Origin of the sequence: Clostridium sp. 1001271st1 H5, from assembly GCF_005845215.1 — a bacterium.
In the GTDB taxonomy this organism is placed as follows: Bacteria; Bacillota; Clostridia; order Lachnospirales; family Lachnospiraceae; genus Enterocloster.
The window spans coordinates 1-22,764 of sequence record NZ_SPHO01000041.1 but is presented as its reverse complement, the minus strand read 5'-3'; the positions used below and the strand labels follow the sequence as shown (position 1 = coordinate 22,764).

24 protein-coding genes and 1 pseudogene are annotated in these 22,764 nt (G+C 43.2%); 21 read left to right on the top strand and 4 right to left on the bottom strand.

Annotated features, from left to right (window positions below; all coding sequences use genetic code 11):
• Positions 1 to 83: 83 nt before the first annotated feature.
• Positions 84 to 1,103 (bottom strand): arginase family protein, encoded by a 1,020-nt coding sequence (locus FGS84_RS29880; RefSeq protein ID WP_243130122.1) that lies wholly within the window; start codon positions 1,101 to 1,103, stop codon positions 84 to 86.
• A gap of 3 nt (positions 1,104 to 1,106) precedes the next feature.
• Here FGS84_RS29880 and FGS84_RS29875 point away from each other — a divergent pair, with 3 nt between their 5' ends.
• The 21 genes from FGS84_RS29875 (at position 1,107) to FGS84_RS29775 (ending at position 20,488) form a co-directional block, all read left to right on the top strand.
• Positions 1,107 to 1,769 carry a hypothetical protein gene (locus FGS84_RS29875; RefSeq protein ID WP_207671152.1) on the top strand — a complete coding sequence of 221 codons (663 nt, stop codon included), beginning with the start codon at positions 1,107 to 1,109 and terminating at the stop codon, positions 1,767 to 1,769.
• Positions 1,770 to 2,102: 333 nt separating this feature from the next.
• Positions 2,103 to 2,225, top strand: coding sequence for a hypothetical protein (locus tag FGS84_RS31890; RefSeq protein ID WP_279232864.1), 123 nt, complete (start codon positions 2,103 to 2,105; stop codon positions 2,223 to 2,225).
• 523 nt (positions 2,226 to 2,748) lie between these two features.
• A complete protein-coding gene (locus FGS84_RS29865) occupies positions 2,749 to 3,096 on the top strand; it encodes a hypothetical protein (RefSeq protein ID WP_347563912.1) in 348 nt (115 codons plus the stop codon).
• Positions 3,097 to 3,108: 12 nt separating this feature from the next.
• A complete protein-coding gene (locus tag FGS84_RS29860; protein WP_138311802.1) occupies positions 3,109 to 3,366 on the top strand; it encodes a helix-turn-helix domain-containing protein in 258 nt (85 codons plus the stop codon).
• Between the two features lie 116 nt (positions 3,367 to 3,482).
• Positions 3,483 to 4,046: a hypothetical protein gene (locus FGS84_RS29855; protein WP_138311801.1), complete on the top strand. Its 564-nt coding sequence runs from the start codon at positions 3,483 to 3,485 to the stop codon at positions 4,044 to 4,046.
• Between the two features lie 164 nt (positions 4,047 to 4,210).
• Complete coding sequence (locus FGS84_RS29850; RefSeq protein ID WP_171042750.1) at positions 4,211 to 4,939, top strand: GntR family transcriptional regulator; 729 nt, start codon at positions 4,211 to 4,213, stop codon at positions 4,937 to 4,939.
• A gap of 227 nt (positions 4,940 to 5,166) precedes the next feature.
• Positions 5,167 to 6,147: a sugar isomerase gene (locus tag FGS84_RS29845; protein WP_138311799.1), complete on the top strand. Its 981-nt coding sequence runs from the start codon at positions 5,167 to 5,169 to the stop codon at positions 6,145 to 6,147.
• Positions 6,148 to 6,192: 45 nt separating this feature from the next.
• Entirely contained in the window at positions 6,193 to 7,857 is a 1,665-nt protein-coding gene (gene ilvD / locus FGS84_RS29840; RefSeq protein ID WP_138311798.1) for a dihydroxy-acid dehydratase, read from the top strand.
• A gap of 15 nt (positions 7,858 to 7,872) precedes the next feature.
• Positions 7,873 to 8,859 (top strand): ornithine cyclodeaminase family protein, encoded by a 987-nt coding sequence (locus FGS84_RS29835; RefSeq protein ID WP_138311797.1) that lies wholly within the window; start codon positions 7,873 to 7,875, stop codon positions 8,857 to 8,859.
• Between the two features lie 45 nt (positions 8,860 to 8,904).
• Positions 8,905 to 9,336, top strand: a complete 432-nt coding sequence (locus tag FGS84_RS29830) for a PTS system fructose subfamily transporter subunit IIA (protein ID WP_138311796.1) — start codon at positions 8,905 to 8,907, stop codon at positions 9,334 to 9,336.
• A 15-nt stretch (positions 9,337 to 9,351) separates the two neighbouring features.
• Positions 9,352 to 9,822: a PTS sugar transporter subunit IIB gene (locus FGS84_RS29825; RefSeq protein ID WP_138311795.1), complete on the top strand. Its 471-nt coding sequence runs from the start codon at positions 9,352 to 9,354 to the stop codon at positions 9,820 to 9,822.
• Between the two features lie 21 nt (positions 9,823 to 9,843).
• Positions 9,844 to 10,626, top strand: coding sequence for a PTS sugar transporter subunit IIC (locus tag FGS84_RS29820; protein ID WP_138311794.1), 783 nt, complete (start codon positions 9,844 to 9,846; stop codon positions 10,624 to 10,626).
• Positions 10,607 to 11,452 (top strand): PTS system mannose/fructose/sorbose family transporter subunit IID, encoded by an 846-nt coding sequence (locus FGS84_RS29815; RefSeq protein ID WP_279232863.1) that lies wholly within the window; start codon positions 10,607 to 10,609, stop codon positions 11,450 to 11,452. Before FGS84_RS29820 ends, FGS84_RS29815 begins: the two co-directional genes overlap by 20 nt.
• 21 nt (positions 11,453 to 11,473) lie before the next feature.
• Positions 11,474 to 12,277 (top strand): HAD family hydrolase, encoded by an 804-nt coding sequence (locus FGS84_RS29810; RefSeq protein WP_138311793.1) that lies wholly within the window; start codon positions 11,474 to 11,476, stop codon positions 12,275 to 12,277.
• A gap of 15 nt (positions 12,278 to 12,292) precedes the next feature.
• Entirely contained in the window at positions 12,293 to 13,297 is a 1,005-nt protein-coding gene (locus tag FGS84_RS29805) for a proline racemase family protein (protein ID WP_138311792.1), read from the top strand.
• 148 nt (positions 13,298 to 13,445) lie between these two features.
• The gene (locus FGS84_RS29800) at positions 13,446 to 14,921 is read left to right on the top strand and encodes a sigma 54-interacting transcriptional regulator (RefSeq protein WP_243130121.1); all 1,476 of its coding nucleotides are present in this window, start codon (positions 13,446 to 13,448) and stop codon (positions 14,919 to 14,921) included.
• A 210-nt stretch (positions 14,922 to 15,131) separates the two neighbouring features.
• The gene (locus FGS84_RS29795; RefSeq protein ID WP_138311790.1) at positions 15,132 to 16,361 is read left to right on the top strand and encodes an MFS transporter; all 1,230 of its coding nucleotides are present in this window, start codon (positions 15,132 to 15,134) and stop codon (positions 16,359 to 16,361) included.
• 30 nt (positions 16,362 to 16,391) lie between these two features.
• Positions 16,392 to 17,570, top strand: coding sequence for a MalY/PatB family protein (locus FGS84_RS29790; protein ID WP_138311789.1), 1,179 nt, complete (start codon positions 16,392 to 16,394; stop codon positions 17,568 to 17,570).
• A gap of 62 nt (positions 17,571 to 17,632) precedes the next feature.
• Positions 17,633 to 19,075 carry a Na+/H+ antiporter NhaC gene (gene nhaC / locus FGS84_RS29785; protein ID WP_138311788.1) on the top strand — a complete coding sequence of 481 codons (1,443 nt, stop codon included), beginning with the start codon at positions 17,633 to 17,635 and terminating at the stop codon, positions 19,073 to 19,075.
• Between the two features lie 25 nt (positions 19,076 to 19,100).
• A complete protein-coding gene (locus tag FGS84_RS29780; RefSeq protein WP_138311787.1) occupies positions 19,101 to 19,478 on the top strand; it encodes a RidA family protein in 378 nt (125 codons plus the stop codon).
• Positions 19,479 to 19,504: 26 nt separating this feature from the next.
• Positions 19,505 to 20,488, top strand: a complete 984-nt coding sequence (locus FGS84_RS29775; RefSeq protein ID WP_171042749.1) for a dipeptidase — start codon at positions 19,505 to 19,507, stop codon at positions 20,486 to 20,488.
• A 209-nt stretch (positions 20,489 to 20,697) separates the two neighbouring features.
• Here FGS84_RS29775 and FGS84_RS29770 read toward each other — a convergent pair whose 3' ends face one another.
• From FGS84_RS29770 to FGS84_RS29765, 3 genes and pseudogenes are all read right to left on the bottom strand, one after another.
• Positions 20,698 to 20,949, bottom strand: a complete 252-nt coding sequence (locus FGS84_RS29770) for a hypothetical protein (protein ID WP_138311785.1) — start codon at positions 20,947 to 20,949, stop codon at positions 20,698 to 20,700.
• On the bottom strand, positions 20,927 to 21,241 hold the full coding sequence (locus tag FGS84_RS31295; RefSeq protein ID WP_178332115.1) for a hypothetical protein: 315 nt from the start codon (positions 21,239 to 21,241) through the stop codon (positions 20,927 to 20,929). Before FGS84_RS31295 ends, FGS84_RS29770 begins: the two co-directional genes overlap by 23 nt.
• Before the next feature lie 142 nt (positions 21,242 to 21,383).
• Positions 21,384 to 21,636 (bottom strand): annotated as a pseudogene (locus tag FGS84_RS29765) (IS5/IS1182 family transposase); the annotation flags it as partial.
• Between the last annotated feature and the right edge of the window lie 1,128 nt (positions 21,637 to 22,764).

Here is a 22,764-nt window from a genome sequence, read left to right as displayed (position 1 = left end):
ACAAGGACTGAAGGTCCAAGAAAGAACTTTCAGCCCAGTTATTATCATAGAAGATCAGCTTTTACAGACTTTTCTTCACACACTCAAGGCAGGTAAAAGCAGTGTGGAGACACTCGCTTTTCCTGCCAGATTATCATTCCTATTTTATACCAGTTCAGGAAACAACTCCAATCCTCCAGCCTCGCTGAAACTATCCTTAAGCCGCTTAATGTTAAGGAATCCTGACCGGGAACCTCGGTATCAAAGTAGAATCCATATGTACCATAAACCAGTACTTTTCCGGTTTTCATTACAGCGCGGATATTATTCATGACTGTATCGATGGACGGACCGCCCTCTGCCACGCAGGCCGCATTGGGAACATGGCGGTTATTAAGTATGTCTGCATATATATGGAGATAAATAGCATCTACCTTTTGTGCCAGGTTATTCACATTTTCTTTCCCAAGGCATTCATTTTCAAATCCTTCGGATTTTATCCAGTTGATATGAGATCCTTCTACAATTTCTAAGGTGCCATCGTCGTCAATTTCAGCTTCGCGGAAATCACTGAGAATCACAAGATGGTCATCATAAGGCGTGTTCAACCCGGCAGTGAAACGCCAATTTGCCATGTCCACACCCAGGATTGCAGCCATATCCATACCTCCCAGAATACCTGTATGGGTGACTGCCGGAGTTGACATGTCACTATGGGCGTCAAGATAGATGATACCCACTTTTTTGTCAGCACCACTGGCATGTTGGATGCCTCCACAAACCCCAACCGCATCTTTGCAGTAACCACCTGTCAGTAGTACGGCTTCTCTGTTGGATAGATGCTGGAAGACGGCATCAGAAACCTGCCTGGTCAGGGTGAGATATACTTCTTCGTCCTCTTCTGGATTATAAACAATTTCTTCTACGGAGTATGGAACCCCTGCTTTGCCGTGTTGGATGAGCAAGAGGTAGTGCGCGCGATTTGCTTTAACTATCCAATGGCCGGTTAAATCATTCAGGAGATTACTATGGAAAAGAGAACAAAAATAATACGCAGAGCGGTATTGGTCTTTATTTTGGTTTTGGGGACCATAGTCACCGCATCCGTGTACATCTTCACCCATTGGGTGGAGAAAAATGTAGTTACCGATATTGGGGCTTATGAATCCTACTTTGGTGCGAAGGGAATCCACCGCACCAGGGACACAGAAGTCTGGAAGAAAACAGGGGAGTATTATCTGCTGCTCAGTGACATATTTCCGGAACAACTGCCTGACTCCGCAAAAGTAGAGGAGTTTTATTACGAATATTATAATCCCTGGGATCCGTGTTATCTCAGCTTCCTGGTCTATCACTGTGATGAGAATGATTATGACGCAGAGAAGGAACGTTTGAAGCAGATTCCAATGCCTGAGGATTATTTTATATATGGGGCAACGGAATTTCCTTATCCGCTTCTTGCTGTATATGCCAATGACTATAACGGATATATCTATGCCATGGGAGATGAAGCGCAAAGAAAAATCATCTATGTGGAATTAACATTCTGTAATTATTTTACGGACATTGATTATGAGAAAGTAATCTCTGAGGAATATCTTCCCATAGGATTTGACGCGAAAGTGAATAATCCTGCTCATTCAGAGTTCAAAGCAAAGATTGACCGTTCAACAAATGGAGAGAGTTCACCTGAAGATACTGAGGCTGACATAAAAGCAGACAAAACAGATCAGGCTGATTTGGCGGAAGAATCCAGCCATGAAAGTGTTTCAGCAGATAGCGATGTATAAACAGATACTGGCTCCTAAAAAGGGGCTGCAGATAGAGGATTAGGCGGTATGCGGTTCCCGCAAAGAGGCGCATATCGCTTTTTCAATTCTAATAAACCATTCGACTGTGAGGTCTGGAAAAAGATGTGTAATTCATAATCAAGTGGTTGGAATCGATATATACAGATTGAAATTTGTATATAATTATGTACAAAAAGAGGAGGGATACTATGCCACTGATAATGCCGATTACAGATTTGAGAAAGACGAATGAGATTTCAGATATCTGCTATAAAACCCACGAACGAACTTCCGTGTTATCTTTAATCAGGAATTACGTTATCTGAACTAGAAATGGTAGCTGTTGTAGTCAACAGGGCGGTCATCCGGAGTAGGATACTGGGGAAGGAAAAACTCTATGCTATACTGGAAGCTGAATTACCGGAAAACATAGGGAAAGCATGTGATATTATTTGAGGCTATGAAAATCATGTGTATGTCCCTTCTGATAAGATGGGACGCAAGGAGATGGCGAGAATGTTAGCTCTACGGTATATCAGGATAGTTCTGCCAGAGAAGCTGAAACCGTTCTGCCGTTATGGAAAGTTTATGTGATGCAGATAGTGGGAGAAGGAGGTGCCCGGGGGATAGACATATTAGTCTCTTATATATTTCATAGGAAGAAGGAAGAGAAAACAAATATATGGGAAAAGTAGGAAATAAGTAATATTCTTGTAAGCATTGTATGGTAAAATGATTTTATCAAGGTTTTATAATTTGATTCAAATAAAAGGTTTAAAAATTAAGCAGCCTCTTACACAAGAAATAATGTAAGCGGCTGTTTTTATATGGTTTATTAACTACCATCAGACAAATCAGCGAATGAGTGGAGGAGGTGAAACGCAAATGCTGACAGGAGATAACTGTAAATTAATATGTTTTATGACAGGAAGAAAAGATATTGGACTGAAACGGGTATTGATGAATCTCTTTGTCAGAAATGGATAAGGGGAGACGTCTGTGTACAATCAAGGCACTGAAAAAGGGAACATTTATTGTGACGAAGACAGGGGCACATCCAATGCAGGCAACGCTGAAACTGTTCCTGAAATGGGGGATTACATTTGAAGAACCTTATGAATTGCAGGAACGGGCTGCCAGGAAGGTAAGCTATGCGGACAAGCTGGAACTGGAGATGGAGATTATGAACCGGCAGCTGGCAGTTGAGCTCTCAGCGATGGAGGATATGAGTGAATTAGAAACAAGATGTTCAGAGAGTATGCTTGTTAAAAGGGAACATGGGAGGCCGGGTACGATCGGAGGAAAGCTGCCGGTCCGCGTGGATTAGAGGAGGTGAGGAATGGGATATTTCCGTAAACTATATCAGTCAGGATTACCGCACCGTGCTATCAGTGTGTATATGTACCTGAAAGACCGAACTGATAAGAATGGTACGTGTTATCCCTCCATCGGTACCATATCAAAAGAACTTATGTTATCGAGGAATACTGTGAAACGTGGAATTGATGATTTGGTAAAAGCCGGCTTTATACAAAAGGAGACAAGGTTGTGTGACAACGGGGGAAGAAGCTCAAATCTGTACCGCCTTCTGAAATAAATACAAATGCCACGCCAGGGGAGAAGTCCGGTTACGATGTGGGCCATCCCCTGGGGCAGGATGGGCCGCCAGGAAGTACCCATTTTAACAATAGAACAGAAAAAAGGAAACATGTTTTGGAGTACGCTCCCTTCCCGGGTAACTGTGCATACCTGGCTGAAAAACTGAAGGAATTCGGCTATCAGGTGGATGCCAATGTGGGCGGCGGTGTTTTGGGTATTCTTGACAGCGGAAAACCAGGAAACCATTTTGTGCTCAGAGCTGATACAGATGCGCTTGCGTTTTACATAGATGGAGAGATGACTGATTATCACGGATACTGCCATGACGGACATATGACAATTCTTCTGACGGCTGCGAAATCAATTGCCCGGCAGGAATCGAAAGTGGAAAGCTTTATATTGTCTTTCAATCGGGTGAATTCTGCCATTGCGGCGGCTGATATGGTAGTAATGGCTAATATTATGGGCGGTACCGGTCAGACGGAAGTTTTGGCCCAGCATTGCAGGTGTAATGCAGAACCCACGCTGGTGCTATCTGGTTCCACGGTCAGTGCGTCGGTAGGAAGCGCCGTCAGCCTGAGGGGGTACACCGAATTCGGAGTCCGTAAAAGTCCTGTCAAAGTATCCGGGGAACAGGACAGTATTCTGTATAAGCCGGGGGAACTCACTTCTTACTAGCAATATTTTGTGACAAGAAATAAAGTGTAAATTAGAGACCGTTAATATGATATAAGATATTTTAGAAGAAAAATGTTTCCTTGCAGAATTATTGAAAATACTGTAATATAGTATGTAGATGTATTAAAATACGTCTTAATACGAGATGCGTGGAGTGTATGGATATGAGTGACTTTTATAAGAATGAATCTACCCCTTTATATTTGCAGGTTAAAAATAAAATTAAAAAGGATATCAGGACAGGATTACTGAAGCCGGGGGATAAGCTTCCTTCAGAAACGGAGATGCAAAAAGGGTATGGCATGAGCAGGGTTACAATCCGCAATGCCATGGCGGAATTAGAATCCGAGGGATATATTTTTAAGGTTCAGGGAAAGGGGAGCTTTGTAGCACATTCTGACATGCTGCGGTTACCGGTCGGCGTCACCAGCCTCAGTGAGGACGCCAGGATGCAGGGGCAGAAGGTCGATTCGGAAGTTATAAAGGCTGATGCGGAGACGGTTAGAAGTGAATTGGATAAGGAATTCTTTAAGCTGGTTGATGGTGATTCAATCATGGTTATTAAAAGACTTAGAAAAGTAAATGGAACTCCTGTTATTATTGAAGAGAGTCATTTTCCCATCATGTTCCAGGGATTAAAATACGAAGATTTATCTCATTCACTCTATGAAATAGTTCAGAATAAATATAAAGTTTACCCAACCAATAAAGGGAGAAGGAGCATTAAGATATCATTTGCCAATGAAGAGGTGGCAGAATATCTGCAGTTGTCATTAGGGACGCCTGTCATAGAGTCTGAGATGTGTGTATTCGACATAGGAGGGGAACCTATCAACACGGTGAAGGAGATTGTAAGAGGGGATAATGACAGGTTCTTTAAGTGGTATGTTTAGGAAGTCATTTTGCGGAAAATTCAAAGGCACTTTGTAAGGGTGCCTTTTTGTATACAATAATTATAGAAAAGAAGGGATGAAAAATCTTGACAATAGGCAAATTATACTATATACTTGCATTAAGACGTGCTAATACAAGTTAGCCGTAGCGCAGTTTATACAGTAAAGGCGCCGCTGTATTGATTGCCAGGTCACATAGTATGATTTGAATAGCAGGAGGAAGCATCATGGATATAAGAGAAATAATCGAAAAAATCGCAAGAGAAAAGGAATCAGCCGGGGGGATTAAAAGTGTCGTATGGCTGGCGGCGGGCGGCTCTAATGGAGGGAATTATCCGGCTCAATATTTTATGGATAGGGAAGCGAAAACAATCAGGTCACAGATGTTCACCAGCAATGAATTTGTCTATGCTCCACCCAAATTCGTAAATGAAAATACAATAGCAGTCATTACTTCTATGAGAGGCACCCCGGAGACTTGTGTTGCGGCTCAGATTGCGCGTGATATGGGAGCAACGACAATTGGCCTTTACGTTCAGGAATCGCTGCTTACAGAAACATGTGAATATAATGTAAAGTACGACAGTATTATGTTTGATGAATCAGACCAGAGCAGGACAAACTCATCGCTGGGACTTCGGATTGCGATGGACATCGTGGATGTGACGGAGGGATATGACAATTATGATGATGCGATGAGCGCATTTACTATTTTGGATTGCGTATATAACGATGCAAAGGCATACTGCCTTCCGTTGGCAGAACAGTGGGCGGAGAAAAACAAAGATGAGAAAATCATCTCCGTATTGTCAAGCGGACCGGCATTTGCCGCCGGTTATACATTCTCCATCTGCAATATTATGGAAATGCTTCAGATTCAATCCCCTACAGTTAATAGCTGTGAGTTTTTCCATGGGCCGTTTGAGGTGGTGGACAAGAAAGGGTCATTTTTCCTTCTTGTGGCTGAAGGAAGGACGAGAAGGGCTGATGAAAGAGCAGTTAAATTTTTAAAAGAGTATGGTGGGGATAAGGTTTACATATTAGATGCAAAGGAACTGGGAATCAATCGTTTTAAGGATACCGTGTGTGAGTATTTCAATCATATGCTGTTTGCCCCAATTTTAAATAACGTGTATATGAAGGCTCTGTCAAAGGCAACGAAGGTTGACTATATGACCCGCAGATACATGTGGAAAGTTGAATACTAGGAAGCAGGAGTAGAAGCTGATTTTAAGATGCGGAGGTGCATGTACATGGGAAGTGATTTTTGGAATGGTACAGAAGCTGCCCATAGAAGGGTCATGATGAAAGCAGCCGGGTATTCTGATGACGATATCCGTAAAAAACCGCATATAGGCGTCCCAAATTCATATATGTCCGGCTCACCGGGTTCTGCACATCTGCGTCAGATTGCAGAAGCGGTCAAAGAAGGGATATGGGAGGCAGGGGGAATTCCGATTGAGTTCGGGATTCCCGCAACCTGCGGTAATATTGCAAATGGCGCCGAGGAGCTTAAGTATGAGCAGGTAGGACGAGACATTGTTGCAATGTCTGTTGAATTTGTAAGCCGTGTCCACAATTTTGATGGGTTGGCTATGATTGCCTCCTGTGATAACATCATAGCTGGATGTTACCTGGCTGCCATGCGCCTGGATATCCCTACTGTTGTAGTGACGGGGGGCTCCATGCAGGCAGGACACTATTGTGGCAGGACAGTGGTCGAGGCGGATTTGGACACAGCCCGTTTTTCCGGTATGGATATGGAGAGACTGGCGGAATTAGAGGAGAGTGTATGTCCATCGTTTGGGGCATGTCCCTCCATGGGAACAGCCAATACCATGCAGATGCTTGGGGAGGTCATGAACCTGGTAATTCCGGGAACGTCCACAATACCTGCATCGGACAATTTAAAACTTAGAAAATCCAGGGAAGCAGGAAGACATGCTGTCATAATGGCACAAGAGGGCAGAAGGCCTTCCGGACTTATTACAAAAGAAGTGCTCTCAAATGCCATCATGTTTGATATGGCGGTGGCTGGTTCGACGAATGCGGTGCTGCATATTTTGTCATATGCATATGAATTGGGGATTAAGCTTACTATGGAGGATTTTGAAAAGTATGCTAAAGAAATTCCTTGCATTAATGCGGTCGTTCCTAATGGTCCATATACGGTTGTGGATTTTCACTATGCAGGCGGAGTCATGAATGTAATGAAAATGCTGGAACAGCGACTGTATACAAATGTCCCCAGCATTTATGGGTGCCCATGGTCCTCTCTTCTGGGTAAAGTACAGGCAAGGGAAGGCAAGGTTATCCATTCGATAGAGCGGCCGTTATATAATGAACCGGGACTGATGGTGCTGAGAGGAAATTTATCACCAAATGGAGCCATTGTCAGGCCTACCGCAGTTTATGAAGAAGTAAAATGCATGAAAGGAAAAGCCAGGGTGTATGACGGTGACCGGGAAGCATTTTTAGCCATCCAATCAGGGAAGATTATTCCGGGAGACATTATTGTAATACGTTATGAGGGGTGTAAGGGAGCTCCTGGCATGAAGGAATTGATGCTGAGTATTGATGCACTTATTGGACAGGGGCTTCATCACAGTGTGGGATTAATTACCGACGCACGTTTTTCTGGATTTAATTATGGTGCCATCATCGGACATGTGTCCCCGGAAGCATATGATGGTGGGACGATTGCGTTTGTGGAGAATGGTGATGAGATTCTGATTGATATTCCCAACGGAAAAGTTTGTCTTTTAGTATCTGAGGAAGAACTGCAGATACGCAGGAAGAATTGGGTGTGTCCGCCGCTTAAGGAAGAAAAAGGGTGTTTGAATCTATATGCCAGAATGTGCCGTCCGGCAGAAGAAGGGGGAGCCATGCAGCCCTGGAATCCGGATTATAATAAGTAGACAAGGAGGAAATAAATGATACTCTTATCAAAGGAAGACATCAGTAAGGTATTTACAATGAAAGAGGCCATTGAGGCTGATAAAGAAGCCTTTGAACTGGCTGCGAAGGATGCATGTAATATACCGCTCAGGACGAATATACAAGCGCCTGGATATGATGGATGTTTCCTGTTTATGCCGGCATATGTAGAAAATATGGACATGGCAGCATTGAAGATGGTGAATATATTTCCCCATAATCGTGATAAAGGTATCCCTGTTACCTCGGCCCAGATTATTCTGATTGATGGCAAGACGGGAGTTACTGCTGCTGTTTTGGATGGTACGTATGTGACGCAGCTCAGGACAGGCGCGGCCTCTGGAGTGGCTTTTGATATCCTGGCAAAGAAGGACTGCGTGATTGGGGCATTAATTGGAACGGGCGGCCAGGCTGAAACTCAGTTGGAAGCAATGCTCGTTTCACGCAGTCTGGAGCAGGTAAAGGTGTACGATTTGGACTTTGACAGGACAAATGAATTTGCACTACGTATGCAGAAAAAATTTCAGTTTTATAATGCTGAAATAATTGCGGTAAAATCATCTGATGAGGCGATTCATGAGGCGGACCTCATCATAACAGCGACGACATCCGCCGTGCCTGTATTTGATGGGAATAAGATAAAAAAAGGCGCAACGGTAAGCTGTGTGGGTGCATATCAGCCCCACATGCAGGAGATGGACCCCGTAGTTCTCCAAAGGGCTGCCAAGATTTATTTTGATTCCATGGATGCGGTATTATCCGAGTCAGGAGATATAATAATTCCACTAAGTCAAGGCATCATATCAAAAGAAAGCTTCACCGGCAACATTGGTGACGTAATCACCGGACAACTATCCGGCCGTGAGAATGATGAAGAGATACTTGTGTTTGAGACAGTGGGAATTGCCATCCAGGATTTAATTACAGCTAGGTCCATATATGAGAAAGCTAAGACCATGGGAGTAGGGCTTGAGTGGGGATGATGGGAAACAGCGGGGAGAAGTTAATAAGGAAAGAGGGAGGCAGGGATGAGAAGATTTTTACTTGCGTCACATGCATATCTTGCAGAAGGATTACTTAGTTCATTGAATCTGGTCATGGGTAAGCAGGAAGCGGTGGATATCATGTGCGCCTATACGGATGAAGACTATGACATAAAGCAGAATATAGGGAAGTGTTTAGGGAGACTTTCTGAACAGGATGAATTAATTATTGTCACCGATGTGCTTGGGGGAAGCGTGAATAATGAGTTCATGTCCGTTATTAAACATACAGATAAGAAAATATATCTGATAGCCGGCTTGAATCTCCCGCTTGTTATGAGTCTTCTGATAAAAAAAGACAGCGGGGAACCGACAGAGAGAATTATCCATGAGAGCATAAGGGAAGCTAAGGAATCCATTTGTTTTTGCAATGATTTATTAAATGCGGAGAAGGAACTTGAGGATGAGGAGTTTTAAGGAAGGGGATAAAAAATGATATTGATGACAAGGGTGGATTGCAGGCTGTTGCATGGACAAGTAGCAGTATCATGGACATCAGGACTGGGAGCTGACTGCATATTAATAGCGAATGACGAAGTTGTGACAGATGATTTAAGAAAGACCACCATGAAACTGGCAAAACCGTCCGGCGTAAAGTTGGTGATAAAAAATATTGCGGATTCCATTCAGGCTCTAAATAGTGGAGTGACTGATAAGTATAAACTTTTTATTGTGGTTGAATCCATAGAAGATGCGGCGAAGCTTGCTCTGGCTGTACCGGCAATTGACAAAGTGAATCTTGGTCTTGTGAAAGCCAGGGAAGGAACCAGAAATATATCTAAATCAATCAATATTCTGCCGGATGAAGAGGCATTGATAAAGAAGATGGCGGATGCAGGAATTGAAGTTGAAATCAGGCAAGTTCCGAATGATAAAAAAGTGATGGCAGTTCGGGTACTATAATTTTTGAGAGAGGGTACATATATGTTGAAGGTTTTTTTGATTTTTCTTATTGCATGTGTCGGATATAGTGATTATTTTACAGGAAAATCCCTTCTGACAAGGCCGCTGGTGCTTGGTCCTCTTGTGGGTCTTGTCATGGGAAATCTTGAAGCAGGATGTAAGATAGGAGCCACGCTTGAACTTGCCATGATGGGGGCTGTGGGTATTGGGGCCGCCTTGCCTCCGGAAGTGGTTTCTGGCGGCATTTTGGGTACTGCATTTGCAATTGCAGGTCATAAGGATGCAGGAATGGCAGTTGCCTTAGGGTTGCCCATTGCAATGCTGGTTATGTTATTGAGGAACGTTTTATTCATCGTAGTGGTTCCGCTGTTCATGAATCGTGCAGACAAATATGCGGAGGAAGGCGATATCAAAGGGGTGTCAAGGATGCATTGGTTTGGCGGAACGTTTGGTATGTATCTTCCATTGGCGATATTGGTAGCGGTATCATTTTATTTCGGAAGCAGCGTGATGGAACAGGTTTTAAACTCTATTCCGCAATTTATTCAGGATGGCCTTAGCGTATCAGCAGGTATCCTGCCGGCCTTGGGATTTGCAATCCTCTTGCGTATGATATTAAACAAGAAAATCGTGGCATTTTTAATCATCGGCTTTGTATTGACGGCCTATATCGGCGTTCCGGTTCTTGGTGTTGCGATTATGGCAGTGAGTATTATCATGCTTATGGCATATGGGAATCTTGGACAGACGGCTGTCGCAGTAAACAATGGGGGAACGGAGGTAGATGATGATGAAGACTTCTAATGGATATTTGGGTGAGGATACCACTAAAATCACAAAAAAGGATTTAATGAAAGTGTTTTGGCGTTCTATACCATTTGAAATATCATGGAATTACGTTAGGCAGATGCATTCAGGGTTTGCATATGCCATGGGCCCAATACTGGAAAAGCTATATAAAACAAAGGAAGAACGGGCGGACGCACTTAAGCGCCATATGGAATTTTTTAATATCACTCCATATTTCGCCACCCTTGTATTGGGAATTGTAACTGCAATGGAGGAGAAAAGGGCGAACAATCCGGATTTTGATTCGGCATCTATTAATAATGTTAAAGCCAGTCTTATGGGACCGCTTTCAGGAATTGGAGACTCTATTTTCCTGGGCACATTAAGAATCATAACGGCAGGGATTGGAGTTTCGCTGGCTATGAATGGAAGTCCTCTGGGGGCCATCTTATTCCTGCTGCTTTATAATATTCCGGCATACGCCTTGCGGTATGTGGGAATGATGAAGGGCTATCAACTGGGCACAGGTTTACTGGAAAAGATACAGAAATCAGGAATGATGGGTAAAGTACTTGACATGACAGGAATTCTTGGTCTGATGACAATCGGATCAATGACGGCCACCATGGTTAATTTGAAAGTGGCCCTTACTTTTGGCTCAGGTGATGCGATGACAGAGCTTCAGACTGTTCTGGATTCTATCATGCCCTGTTTACTACCCGCTGGAGTTACATTTTTTATATATTGGCTATTAGGTAAAAACATAAAAACAACACAGATACTGTTGGGCGTTATACTGATATCCATCATCTGTGCCAGGTTTGGCATTCTGACGGCTTAAATATCATCACAGGAGGGACAGATGAATCCTAAGGATGTGGTCTTATTCTCTGATATGGATGAGACTTTACTGGATAATGAGAAATGTATTTCAAAGAAGAATCTTGATGCTATCCGGACATTCCAAGAGAAGGGAGGAATGTTTACTGTAGCTACAGGAAGGTCGGTCATAGGATTCGCCCCATATAGGAGATGGCTTGCCATTGATATTCCAGTCATATTATGTAATGGAGGCTGTATCTATGATTATGGAAAAAGCAAGTCCCTATGGAAGAAAAAATATCCGAAAAGTATTAAGGATTTTCTGTTTGAGTTGGTTTTTAGCTTTCCCAAACTGGGTATACAGTTCATGACGGAGACTACTGCATATTGTTACAGGCCGACACCGATATATATAGAATCTATGCAGAGAGAAGAGCTTTTATTTCAGGACATCACGGCATTTGAGGATTTACCTAAAGAATGGCTCAAGGTGGAGATTTTGGCTGATTTAGTTGACCGGGAGTCGTTAGACCGGTATCTGGAGAGACACCTGCCAGCAACCTGCCGGTGGATGTCAACAGGGGAATACGTTAGGGATATAGTTGTGAAGGACGTCTCTAAAGGCAATGCAGTCAGACAGTATATGAAAATGATGGATTTGGAAAACAAATTTATATGTTGTATTGGCGACCATAATAATGATTACGAAATGATACGCATGGCAGATGCCGGATTCGCAGTGAAGAATGCATTGGAACATGTTAAAAAGAATGCTGATTATATTGTCCCGGACAATAACAATCATTCAATAAGTCATGTAATAGGCATTATAGAGACATTATAATAATGGAGGGACGTCATGAAATCAAGCAACCATATCTATACAGTAGAATCCCATACCATGGGGGAACCTCTGAGATTGATTGTTTCGGGAGTACCCAATCTTTTAGGAAGCACCATGCAGGAAAAAAAAGCATATTTCATGGAACATTATGACTATTTGCGCAGAGCGCTTATTCTCGAACCAAGAGGTCATAAAGATATGTTTGGAGCTGTGCTGACCTCACCTACTATGCCGGATGCCGATGTAGGGGTAATCTTCATGCATGGTGGGGGATATCATAATATGTGCGGTCACGGTACGATAGCGATTAATACAATTTTGGTGGAAACAGGAATGGTAAACGTGACAGAACCCATAACAACAGTGAGGATGGAAGCGCCGGCCGGTCTGGTTACGGTTAAGGTAACTGTAGAGGGCGGTAATGCCAGACAGGTGTCGTTTCAGAATGTACCGTCATTTTTATATAAAAGAGATGCGGTCATTCATGTGCCGGATTGGGGAAGCATTTCTGTCGATATTGCATTTGGGGGCAGTTTTTTTGTCATAGTTGACAGCCGTCAGATAAAGATGGAAATCTGTCCTGATAATGCTTCTAAACTCGTAGAAGCGGGGATGGCTGTTATAAAAGCTGTCAATGAACAGATTGAGGTACGTCATCCGGAACTGGAACATATTAAACGTGTTGATTTGTGCGAAATATATGGCCCGGCGAAGTCGCCTGATGCTAATATGCAGAATATTACTATTTTTGATGGTCAGATTGACCGCTCTCCCTGCGGGACAGGGACTTGCGCAAAGGTTGCGGCAATGTGGGCAAAGGGGGAGCTTCAGCTAGGGCAAGATTTTTGTTATGAAAGTGTCATCGGAACAAAGTTTGTAGGAAAAGCCATTATGGAGACTAATGTGGGGCCATATAGGGCCATCATACCTGAGATTACCGGCAGTGCCTTTATAACTGGATTCAGCCAGTTCGTTATAGATGAAAATGATCCGGTAAGACATGGATTTTACCTGAAATAATTTTTTTAGGCGCCTGTTTGGCGCCTTTTTGCGTTTGAATTAGGACGAATGGGTTAATGCTTCAGCAAGTTACACATTGTTTCCGTAGATTTAGTGTGATAAGATAATACAGAACTTAAAAGTAAACATGATACAAGGGGGAAATAGTATGCAGGGTAAAATGGGTTATACCGCTGAAGAGCTGAATATGATTTATGAGTCTGTACTGAACCAGGTAGAAGAGGGAATCGTAATATCAGATGACGAAAACAAGGTATTATTCATAAACCGTGCCGCAGAAGTGATTGAAGGCGTTGATGCGAAGAAATCCCTGAACAAGAGCATGGAAGAATTGTATTCCCCCACGGAAAACACGCCAAAGCACAGCCGTCATGCCATCGTACTTAATACGGGCATAGCAGCCAATGAGTACATTAATCAGTATGTTGTTAAGGAAACCCACAGGGTTATGAATGTAATAGAGAGGATGTTCCCAGTGAATTATGATAACCGTACTATCGCGGTGTATTCACTCATTAAGAATCTTCCTGTGATTAAGAAGAACATGGAACAGAGCCTAGAATTATATAACCATTTTGAAGAAGAGAAGCCGCGTAATGGTACAAAGTATACGTTCAACAGTATCCTTGGTAATGACATCACATTTGTGGAGGCTATCTCAAATGCAAAACATGTGGCGCAAAATCAGACGAATGTATTGATATATGGTGAAACAGGCACGGGTAAGGAACTGTTTGCCCAAAGTATACATAACCACAGCGTATTCCAAAACGGCCCATTTATATCTGTCAATTGTGCGGCCATTCCGGCAACACTTTTGGAAAGCATGTTCTTCGGTACTGTGAAAGGAGCCTATACAGGCTCTGCCAATATGGCCGGACTATTTGAGCAGGCAGAAAATGGGACCCTGTTTTTAGATGAAATAAACAGCATGGATATTTCACTCCAGGCAAAGCTTTTAAAGGTAATTGAAAATAAGACAATCCGCAGGATTGGATCAGAGAAGGAGCTGGATATAAATTGCCGAATTTTATGCGCCTTAAATGAGGATCCCTTGGAATGTATAGAGAATGGGAAGCTGCGCCGGGATTTATACTATAGATTGTCTTCATGTATTCTTCAAATACCTCCGCTCAGAAAACGAAAAAGCGATATCCCGTTGTTGTGCAACTGTTTTATAAAGCGGTTCAACAGGGAGTACAATCAGAATATCCGACGGATTGATGATGGGGTGCTTCAGATCTTCCTGGATTACCAATGGCCCGGAAATGTGCGAGAATTACAGCATGTGATTGAAAGTGCATATTCCGTATCAGAAGAGAACCTTTCCGTGCTTTGTCTGGAGCATATTTCCCCGTATTATAGGAGCTTTCTCGTCAATGAGCCAAGGGAACATGCGGACCAGGACATAGTGAATCAAAGGAGTTCCAACTATGCAGTAGTTCCCACGACGAGAGGATTCAGTATGGAGGGAAGGTCGCTTAAAGAAGTTATGGATGATTATGAAAAAAATATATTGTTGTTCTGTATACAAAGAAATAGCGGCAATGTAAGTGCCGCTGCCAGGGAACTAAAGCTAACCCGGCAGGCGCTCCAATATAAAATGAAGAAATATGATCTATAATATTTTAATTAAAAAATGACAAAAAAACTTGCGATGAAAGAAATTTTGCGCAAGTTTTTTTGTCGTTTTTTGTTATTTTTAGGTCTCTTTGGTCCAAAAGATGAGAAAACGTCTCTGTTTTCCAATGTTTTTGATTTGGCATGGAAATTGCTCTATATATTCCTGTACATGTACAACAAAATATATTGTATCAAATGGAAGGAGTCACGTATGAAAAAGAGTTATAAGCAATGGGCAACGCTTATTGCAATCTGTGTGGCAGGAGGGACCATATTCAAGCTGGCATATATGAGGGATGTATTCTATGCGGCCATGCAGGATGCGTTTGGTTTTACCAATACACAATTTGGATTAATGATGACGGCATTTGCGGTGACACAGTTTATTGCCTATCTCCCGGGAGGATGGATTACAGACCTTGTACCTGTAAAATATCTGATTCCTGTTTCATTGATTTCAACGGGCCTGTGCGGATTCTGGCTTGCAACGTACCCGTCGTTTACCAGTGTTCTCATTATACAGGCCATCATGGGTATTACCATAACCCTGCTCTTTTGGGAAGCGATGATAAAGGGGACCCGTATGATTGGAACGGCAGAAGAACAGGGAAGGATGTTCGGATTGCTGGAGGGCGGACGTGGACTGGCAGCAACCATCATCTCATTCGCGGCTTTATGGATGTTCACCACCTTCGGAGAGGGGAAGATGGGACTCCGCGCGACCATGATATTTTATGCCATATCACTATGTGTGCTTGGGGTAGCGTGTTATTTCCTGATTGAAAAGAATGAAGTAGAGGGCAAAGTGAATGCGAAAGAGGCCCTGGACGGCCTGGTCCATGTGGCCAGGATGCCACGCGTGTGGGTTGCCGGAGCAATTGTATTTTTCGGCTATTCCTTTTATAATGGTTTAAGCTACTTTTCTACGTATCTGACTGAAATATGTGGAATGTCTGTCAGCCTTGGAGTTGCCATCAATATCGTCCGTCAGTATCTGCTTGCATTTATCGCGGCACCTATAGGCGGAATGATTGCTGATAAGATGGGCTCATCCATCAATTTCCTCAAGATAGCGCTTACCCTGGGCACAATATTGACTGGTATCTACCTGTTGATACCGGTTAACGCAGGGCTGGCAATTGTCATCGGTGTCATGTTGCTGTTGGCAGCAGTCATGATGACCATACGCGGTACTTACTATTCCACTACAGACGAAATCAAAATTCCAATCATGATGTCCGGTGCAGCAGCCGGTATCCTCTCTATCGTAGGAAATACGCCGGATTTGTTCATTTTTACATTATATGGGCACTTTATGGATGCCTATCCGGGAATTCAGGGCTACCGCTATATTTTTATCACCATGATGGTGTTTGCTGTATTAGGTATAGTATGCTGCTTCATACTATCATCCATGAAAAAGAACATGAAAGAAAATTAATCTTTTATAAATAAGAAAGGGGTAAATGTTATGAGCTACGTACATAATTTTGATGAACCAATCAATCGGGTGAACACGGATTCTTTTAAGTGGGATTATGAGGGGGAGAGTGGAAAATATATACCCTTAGGAGTTGCCGATACTGATTTCAAGGCGCCGCAGCCGGTAATTGATGCTGTCCGCGAAAGGGTGGATTTCGGTGTGTTTGCATATGGATATCTTCCTCAGAGACGTTTTGCGGATGCCGTGTGCGGCTGGTATCAGAAGCGGTATGGTATTGAGGTGGAACCGGAAGCGGTCCGCCATTCACAGGGGTTGATGACTGGGGCGCTTTGGATGATTCTGAACGCATATACCCGGCCAGGAGATAAAATCCTGCTTCAGCCTCCGGTATATAATACGTTCAACGTTGTTATCCAGGGAGCCGGAAGATTCGTGGAATGCAATGACCTTATTTTAAACGATGGCCACTATGAAATTGATTTTGACGATTTGGATAAAAAGACCTCCGACCCAAAAGTACGCATTCTTTTAGTCTGCAATCCGGCAAATCCGGTAGGACGCGTGTGGACCAGGGATGAGCTTATGCGCATGTATGAAATCTGTAAAAAGAACGATACGCTTATCGTCAGTGATGAGATTCATGGGGATATTGTGTATGCGCCTCATAAGCATATCCCGTATTTTTCGCTTTCCGAAGAGGTTGGAGACAATGTAATTGTTATGGGTTCACCTAGTAAGACCTTTAACCTGGCATGCTTTTACTCCGCATATGTAGTGATTAAAAATAAGGCGCTGAGGGACCAGTACAATGTAGTATACGATAATTATCATTTCGATTATAATTATATGGGGATTGAGGCTCTTATTGCATCCTATAATGAGTGTGAATACTATGTGGAGCAGCAGAATGAATATTTCAAAAAGAATATTGAGCTTGTTAAGTCATTCATTGCTGAGAACATGCCTGAGGTAAAGGTGATTGAACCTGAAGCAACGTATCTGTTATGGATTGATTTCCGGGCCTGGAACCTGACTCCGTTTGAGCTGGTGCATCTGTTCCAGGATGCGGGTGTGAAGCTCAATAACGGAGCTAACTATGGAAAGCCTGGTATGGGCTTCATACGCCTTAATGTAGCCACCCAGACCGCGGTTCTGGAAAAGGCCCTGGAATGCATGAAGAAGGCCAGTGAGAAACGACCTAAATAAAAAATGTTACTACCGGCAGGCAGCACCAGGGGGGACTGCCTGCCGGAAAAGGAGTATGGGTAATGGCAGATAAAGAGATAAAGATTTCTGAGGCAGAGGAAATGGCGGAGAATGATAAATTACTATCTAAGAATTTTAAGTATCCGGTTTCCATAGGATATGCTGCCTTAGTAACGGGATGCGTATTTGGATTTGTGGCAGTGGGATTGATATTATTTGACGCCCCGCTGGAATTGATGTTTTTATTGTCCTGGATTGTTGTGGCTCCGCTGTTGATGCGTCTGGGATATAAATACGGGGAATTACAGGAAATGGCCTGGGAGATGGCTACGGCATCATTTGAGCCCAATGTGGTGCTGATTGTCATAGGCGCGATGATTGCGGTCTGGATTGCCAGCGGGACCATTCCAATGGTCATATATATGGGACTTAAGTTCATTTCACCTAAAATTTTTCTGCTGTCCGCATTGATTTTGTCCTCCTTCACATCGTTGGCAACAGGTACTTCCTGGGGAACCCTGGGGACTGTGGGGTTGGCACTGATTGGCATAGGAAATGCTATGGGAATTCCATCACCCATGACGGCAGGAGCCATTATCTGCGGCGCATATTTTGGGGATAAGATGTCACCTCTTTCAGATAGCACCATACTGGCTGCTTCTGTATCGGGGACCGATGTGATGACCCATGTGAAACATATGCTATGGACAACGGCCCCGGCATATGCCATCACCGCAATCCTGTTTGTGATTCTTGGCCTGCATCATGTTTCAGGAGTTTATAATACAAGTACTGCAAATGAAATCATGGCGACATTCTCGCAGTTTTATAATTTTTCCCTACTAGAGTTCTTTCCCATCGGAATTGTGTTGGTGCTCCTGGTGGCAAATACCCCTTCCATTATAGCCCTGATGATTGGCACTGTTTCAGGAATGTTTGTGGCAGTCCTGCACCAGAATGTAGTCCTTGGCAAGCTGTTGGATTATATGGTAAATGGTTTTGTCATCGATACAGGCAGCTCCTTTGTGGATATCCTGCTGAACCGGGGGGGAATCATGAGTATGATGAGTGCATTCCTGGCAATCTTCCTGGCACTCTGCATATCGGGAATGCTGGATAAGACAGGTGTCCTCAGTGTACTTGTAAATCCACTGATTAAGAAATGCGGGAATTCTACATTTAAAATTATCGCATGCACAGCGGTGTTGACTTATGTTACCAATGCCATAGGTTCTTCAATGCTGTTTGCCTCCATCGTGACGGCTACATTGATGAAGGATATTTTTAGTGAAAACCACATCGCACCGGAGAACCTTTCACGGACATTGGAAGACGCAGGCACCTTTGGTGCAGTACTGATTCCATGGAATTCAAATGCCATATACGCTTCACAAATGCTGGGGGTAGCTCCATTGGCATTCATTCCATATTGTTTCTTGAATTGGATTACACCGGTTATTGATTTGATTTATGCAAAAACAGGCTTTACCGTAAATAAAATATAACAGTTGCAGGAGGTATATAAAGACGATGAAGAATATAATCAACACCACAAATGCACCGGCCGCAATCGGGCCTTATGCGCAGGGATGGTATACAGATACTTTGGTATTCACTTCAGGCCAGCTAGGTATAGATGTGGAAACAGGAAAACTGGCAGAAGGAGTTAAGGGACAGGCCCATGCTGCAATGAAGAATGTTGGTGCTGTTCTGGCAGAAGCAGGGGCTGACTACAGCGATATACTTAAGACAACGGTTTTCGTCCAGAACTTGGATGACTTTGCAACTGTCAATGAAATTTATGGAAGTTATTTCTCTGATACATATCCAGCCAGAAGCTGCGTGCAGGTAGCGAAGTTGCCATTAGGTGGATTGGTAGAGATCGAATGTGTTGCGCTGAGGAAATAGGCCTAATAGGTATCGGAGGGATAAAAATGCCATTTATTGATATGCATTGTGACTCATTGATGACGTTGTTTTATGAGGACCCTGACTATGCGGATTTGTATGACAGTAAATATACCGCAGTTGACTTCAAACGCATGGCGGCTGGAAATGTGATGGCCCAGTTCTTTGCGATTTTTGTGATACCGAGCGACCGGTATGATATGCATGGTATAAGGCCCGTTTCAGATGAAGAGTATATACAGACCTTATATGACTATTATTGTACCAATCTACAGAAACATGAAGAATTGATTGGGCCAGCGGCCAACGCGGACGAAGTGATGAAGAACTATCAGTCTGGCAGGATGTCGGCTATTCTATCCATGGAAGATGGACGGGCTGTGGATGGTAGGTTGGAGAATGTCAAGCGGTACTATGATATGGGAGTTCGGGCCATGAATCTTACGTGGAACGCTGTCAACTGTTTTGGGTTCCCTAATAGTAAAGAACCTTCCATTATGGAACGCGGCCTTACGGAATTTGGGAAGGAGGCAGTGCAGTACATGCAGGATTTGGGGATGCTGGTAGACGTATCACATCTGTCTGACGGTGGATTCTATGATGTGGCAGACATATGCCATAAACCTTTCATAGCATCCCATTCCAATGCCAGAAGCCTTTGTCCTCATCAAAGGAACCTGACGGATGCTATGATATATACCCTTGGGGAAAGAGGCGGAGTAGCCGGACTGAACTTTGGCCCGGAATTCCTGAACGCTGATATCCAATGTCCGGACAGTACAGTTGAGTTGATTGCGGAACACGCAGCCTACATGAAGAACAAGGGTGGGGTTCAGTGTGTGGCAATTGGAACAGACTTCGATGGAATCGAAGGGAACCTGGAGATAAAGGACTGTGCAGGCCTAGGCGTTCTGGAAAACGCATTACGCAAGAGGGGATTTACATCACAGGAAATTGATCAGGTGTTCTATTTGAATGTACTTCGGGTCATGGAGGATGCAATGAAATAGGGATGGAAAAGGCAGGCGCAGAAAGAAATAGAACCCTTCCGGCGTCTGCCGTAACAGTTCAGCCTTCCGGCTGAACTAACGGGTTTAGCACTGGCTAAAAAATAGCCGGTGTGCCGGTGAATAGCCGTTTTATATGTTCCAACATCTCCATATCTCTTCTTTTTAGTGTCTCTATCATACTCAATATCGAGCAGTACATTTCATCCCCGCTATCCTTGCGGAATTCCCTTGCCATTTTTGGGCGGTTTCGCTTTGCGCAAATCTTTATCGCTCATATTGTTGCCAAATGGCACCGCAAATTCAAGCAGGAACAATAGATGGTTTTGTCGATATTTTTCCATTCGGTTCAGATGCGTCTTTTCATCTTTTTTGGCATAACCGGGCTTTGTCTCACTATTCTGCTTTCTTCCCTTGCTGAACAATTCTTGATAGATTTTCTCAAAAGCGGCAATCTTGTTCACTGGAAATTCCACCATTCCCCGGGCAATCTACTCGTTCCGTTCCTGGTTCATTCCCCTTAGCAGGGTTACAGAAACGGTAGACGATTCTCTCAGAAAGACCAAGCTGACCATGGCCGGCCGCATTCAGAAATGCTGCGATCCGGTCATTAGATATCACTCCTTCACTATATAGTTCTACCTCCAGCGCTTTTACAGCAGGGCCATAGGTGGCATTACTGCGATATTCAGGCGGAACGTTAATTCTTCCGGATTCATCTGTGTGGATATGAAGTTCAGTGATGGTCGGTGCCATATTAAGACCGTGACATATTTTGTGAGATAGCTCTTGGGTGAGAGCTTCCCGATTTCTGTTATCACATGACGGAAGGCTCCTGATTTTATCTTTTCTATCGCCTCTGCTTTCGTGAGGGTGGTTCCCTGATGGTCCTTTTGTCCTTTACGGTCTGTTGCATGCTTTTGATGCCATACAGGTACTGGATGAATGGCAGTTTTATCGCATGACTGGGGGGCCATGCTGGGGCGGCCATTATCAGGACTGTACCTGTCCGCTACAAGGTCATAGATGAAGTTCCAGTTAATCGCTTTATCAATCATCTGCAGAAGATGGTCCTGGGGAACCATGTCATCCATACAGAACATCTGGATCTGTCCTCTTTTTTTGTCCGTATTCTGAGTCATCATAGAAATATCTCGCCTTCTTTTTATATTTGCATTAAATCAGAAAAGAGCTATAAAATCCCCTAAACAAGAGACTTTAAGGTTTTTTTAAAGAAAAATCCGAGGCGTGTGCCTCGGACTTTGACTACAATCTGTGCGCATCTGTTCCTTTGGAACGGATGCGTTATTCCGCATTTGTACCGGCTGCCCAAAGATCCTGGTACTGTTCAGAGAACTGCCCTTGAAAGTAGTAGTTATTCGGTGCATGCAGACAGAGGATGTTTGCCCCTGAACCACGGATTTTGGGCTATTCGTAAAAGGACCCGATATATCTGCCAAGAGGTAGCTTTTGACTATTTCCCGGATGAAGGGTACGGAGAATACGAAATCTCCCTCCGTGTTCTCCGTTTCCCCATCGGGGACACCTATGAGAACATCATAACAAATCTTCTCGAAAACGAATTCCGTGCGGAAGCAATCAAGGAAATATATCACCTCAGATGGCATTGAAACTTCATTCTGCATACTTAAATACGCAATAGCCGCCGTGAATTTCCACCCAAAAAGCAGGCGGATGATAACTCATGAGATATCAATTTTGAATGGACTTCCTTAGGAGTGAGTTTCAACGTTCCATTAAATTTCCCTCTGTTTATTGTGTGTATCAAAAGTCAAGTCTACTTTTTGGACTAAACTATTTTGGATTTTGATGTTGGGCCTATTATCTCAAAGAATGATGATAAGAAGGTACGTGTATTAGGCGTTTACGGAAATGGCATAGGTAACCAAATCAATAATGGCATAAAAGGATAATAATAATATGCAAATTGGGAAAAAATCTGTAATATATATGACAAAATTCACATTATTTTTCGCTTTTTTATAATTCGACTAGATATTTAGATATATCTATTTATTTTGAGCATGAAATGACGCTGAACGTACATATTTGTTGAATTATTGCGTTTGTTGCTATAAAATGTATTTATAATTTTCTGATAATAATAACAAACATCAAAAAACAAGTAAAATATCAAAATTAAAATATAACTATACCATTCAAACCTCAATGACGACTCTTACGAAAGAAACTTCGAAGGAGCCGTTTTTTATTTTATCCCTAACTAAAGAAGAATCAGCAGGAAAGGTGAGTGATGA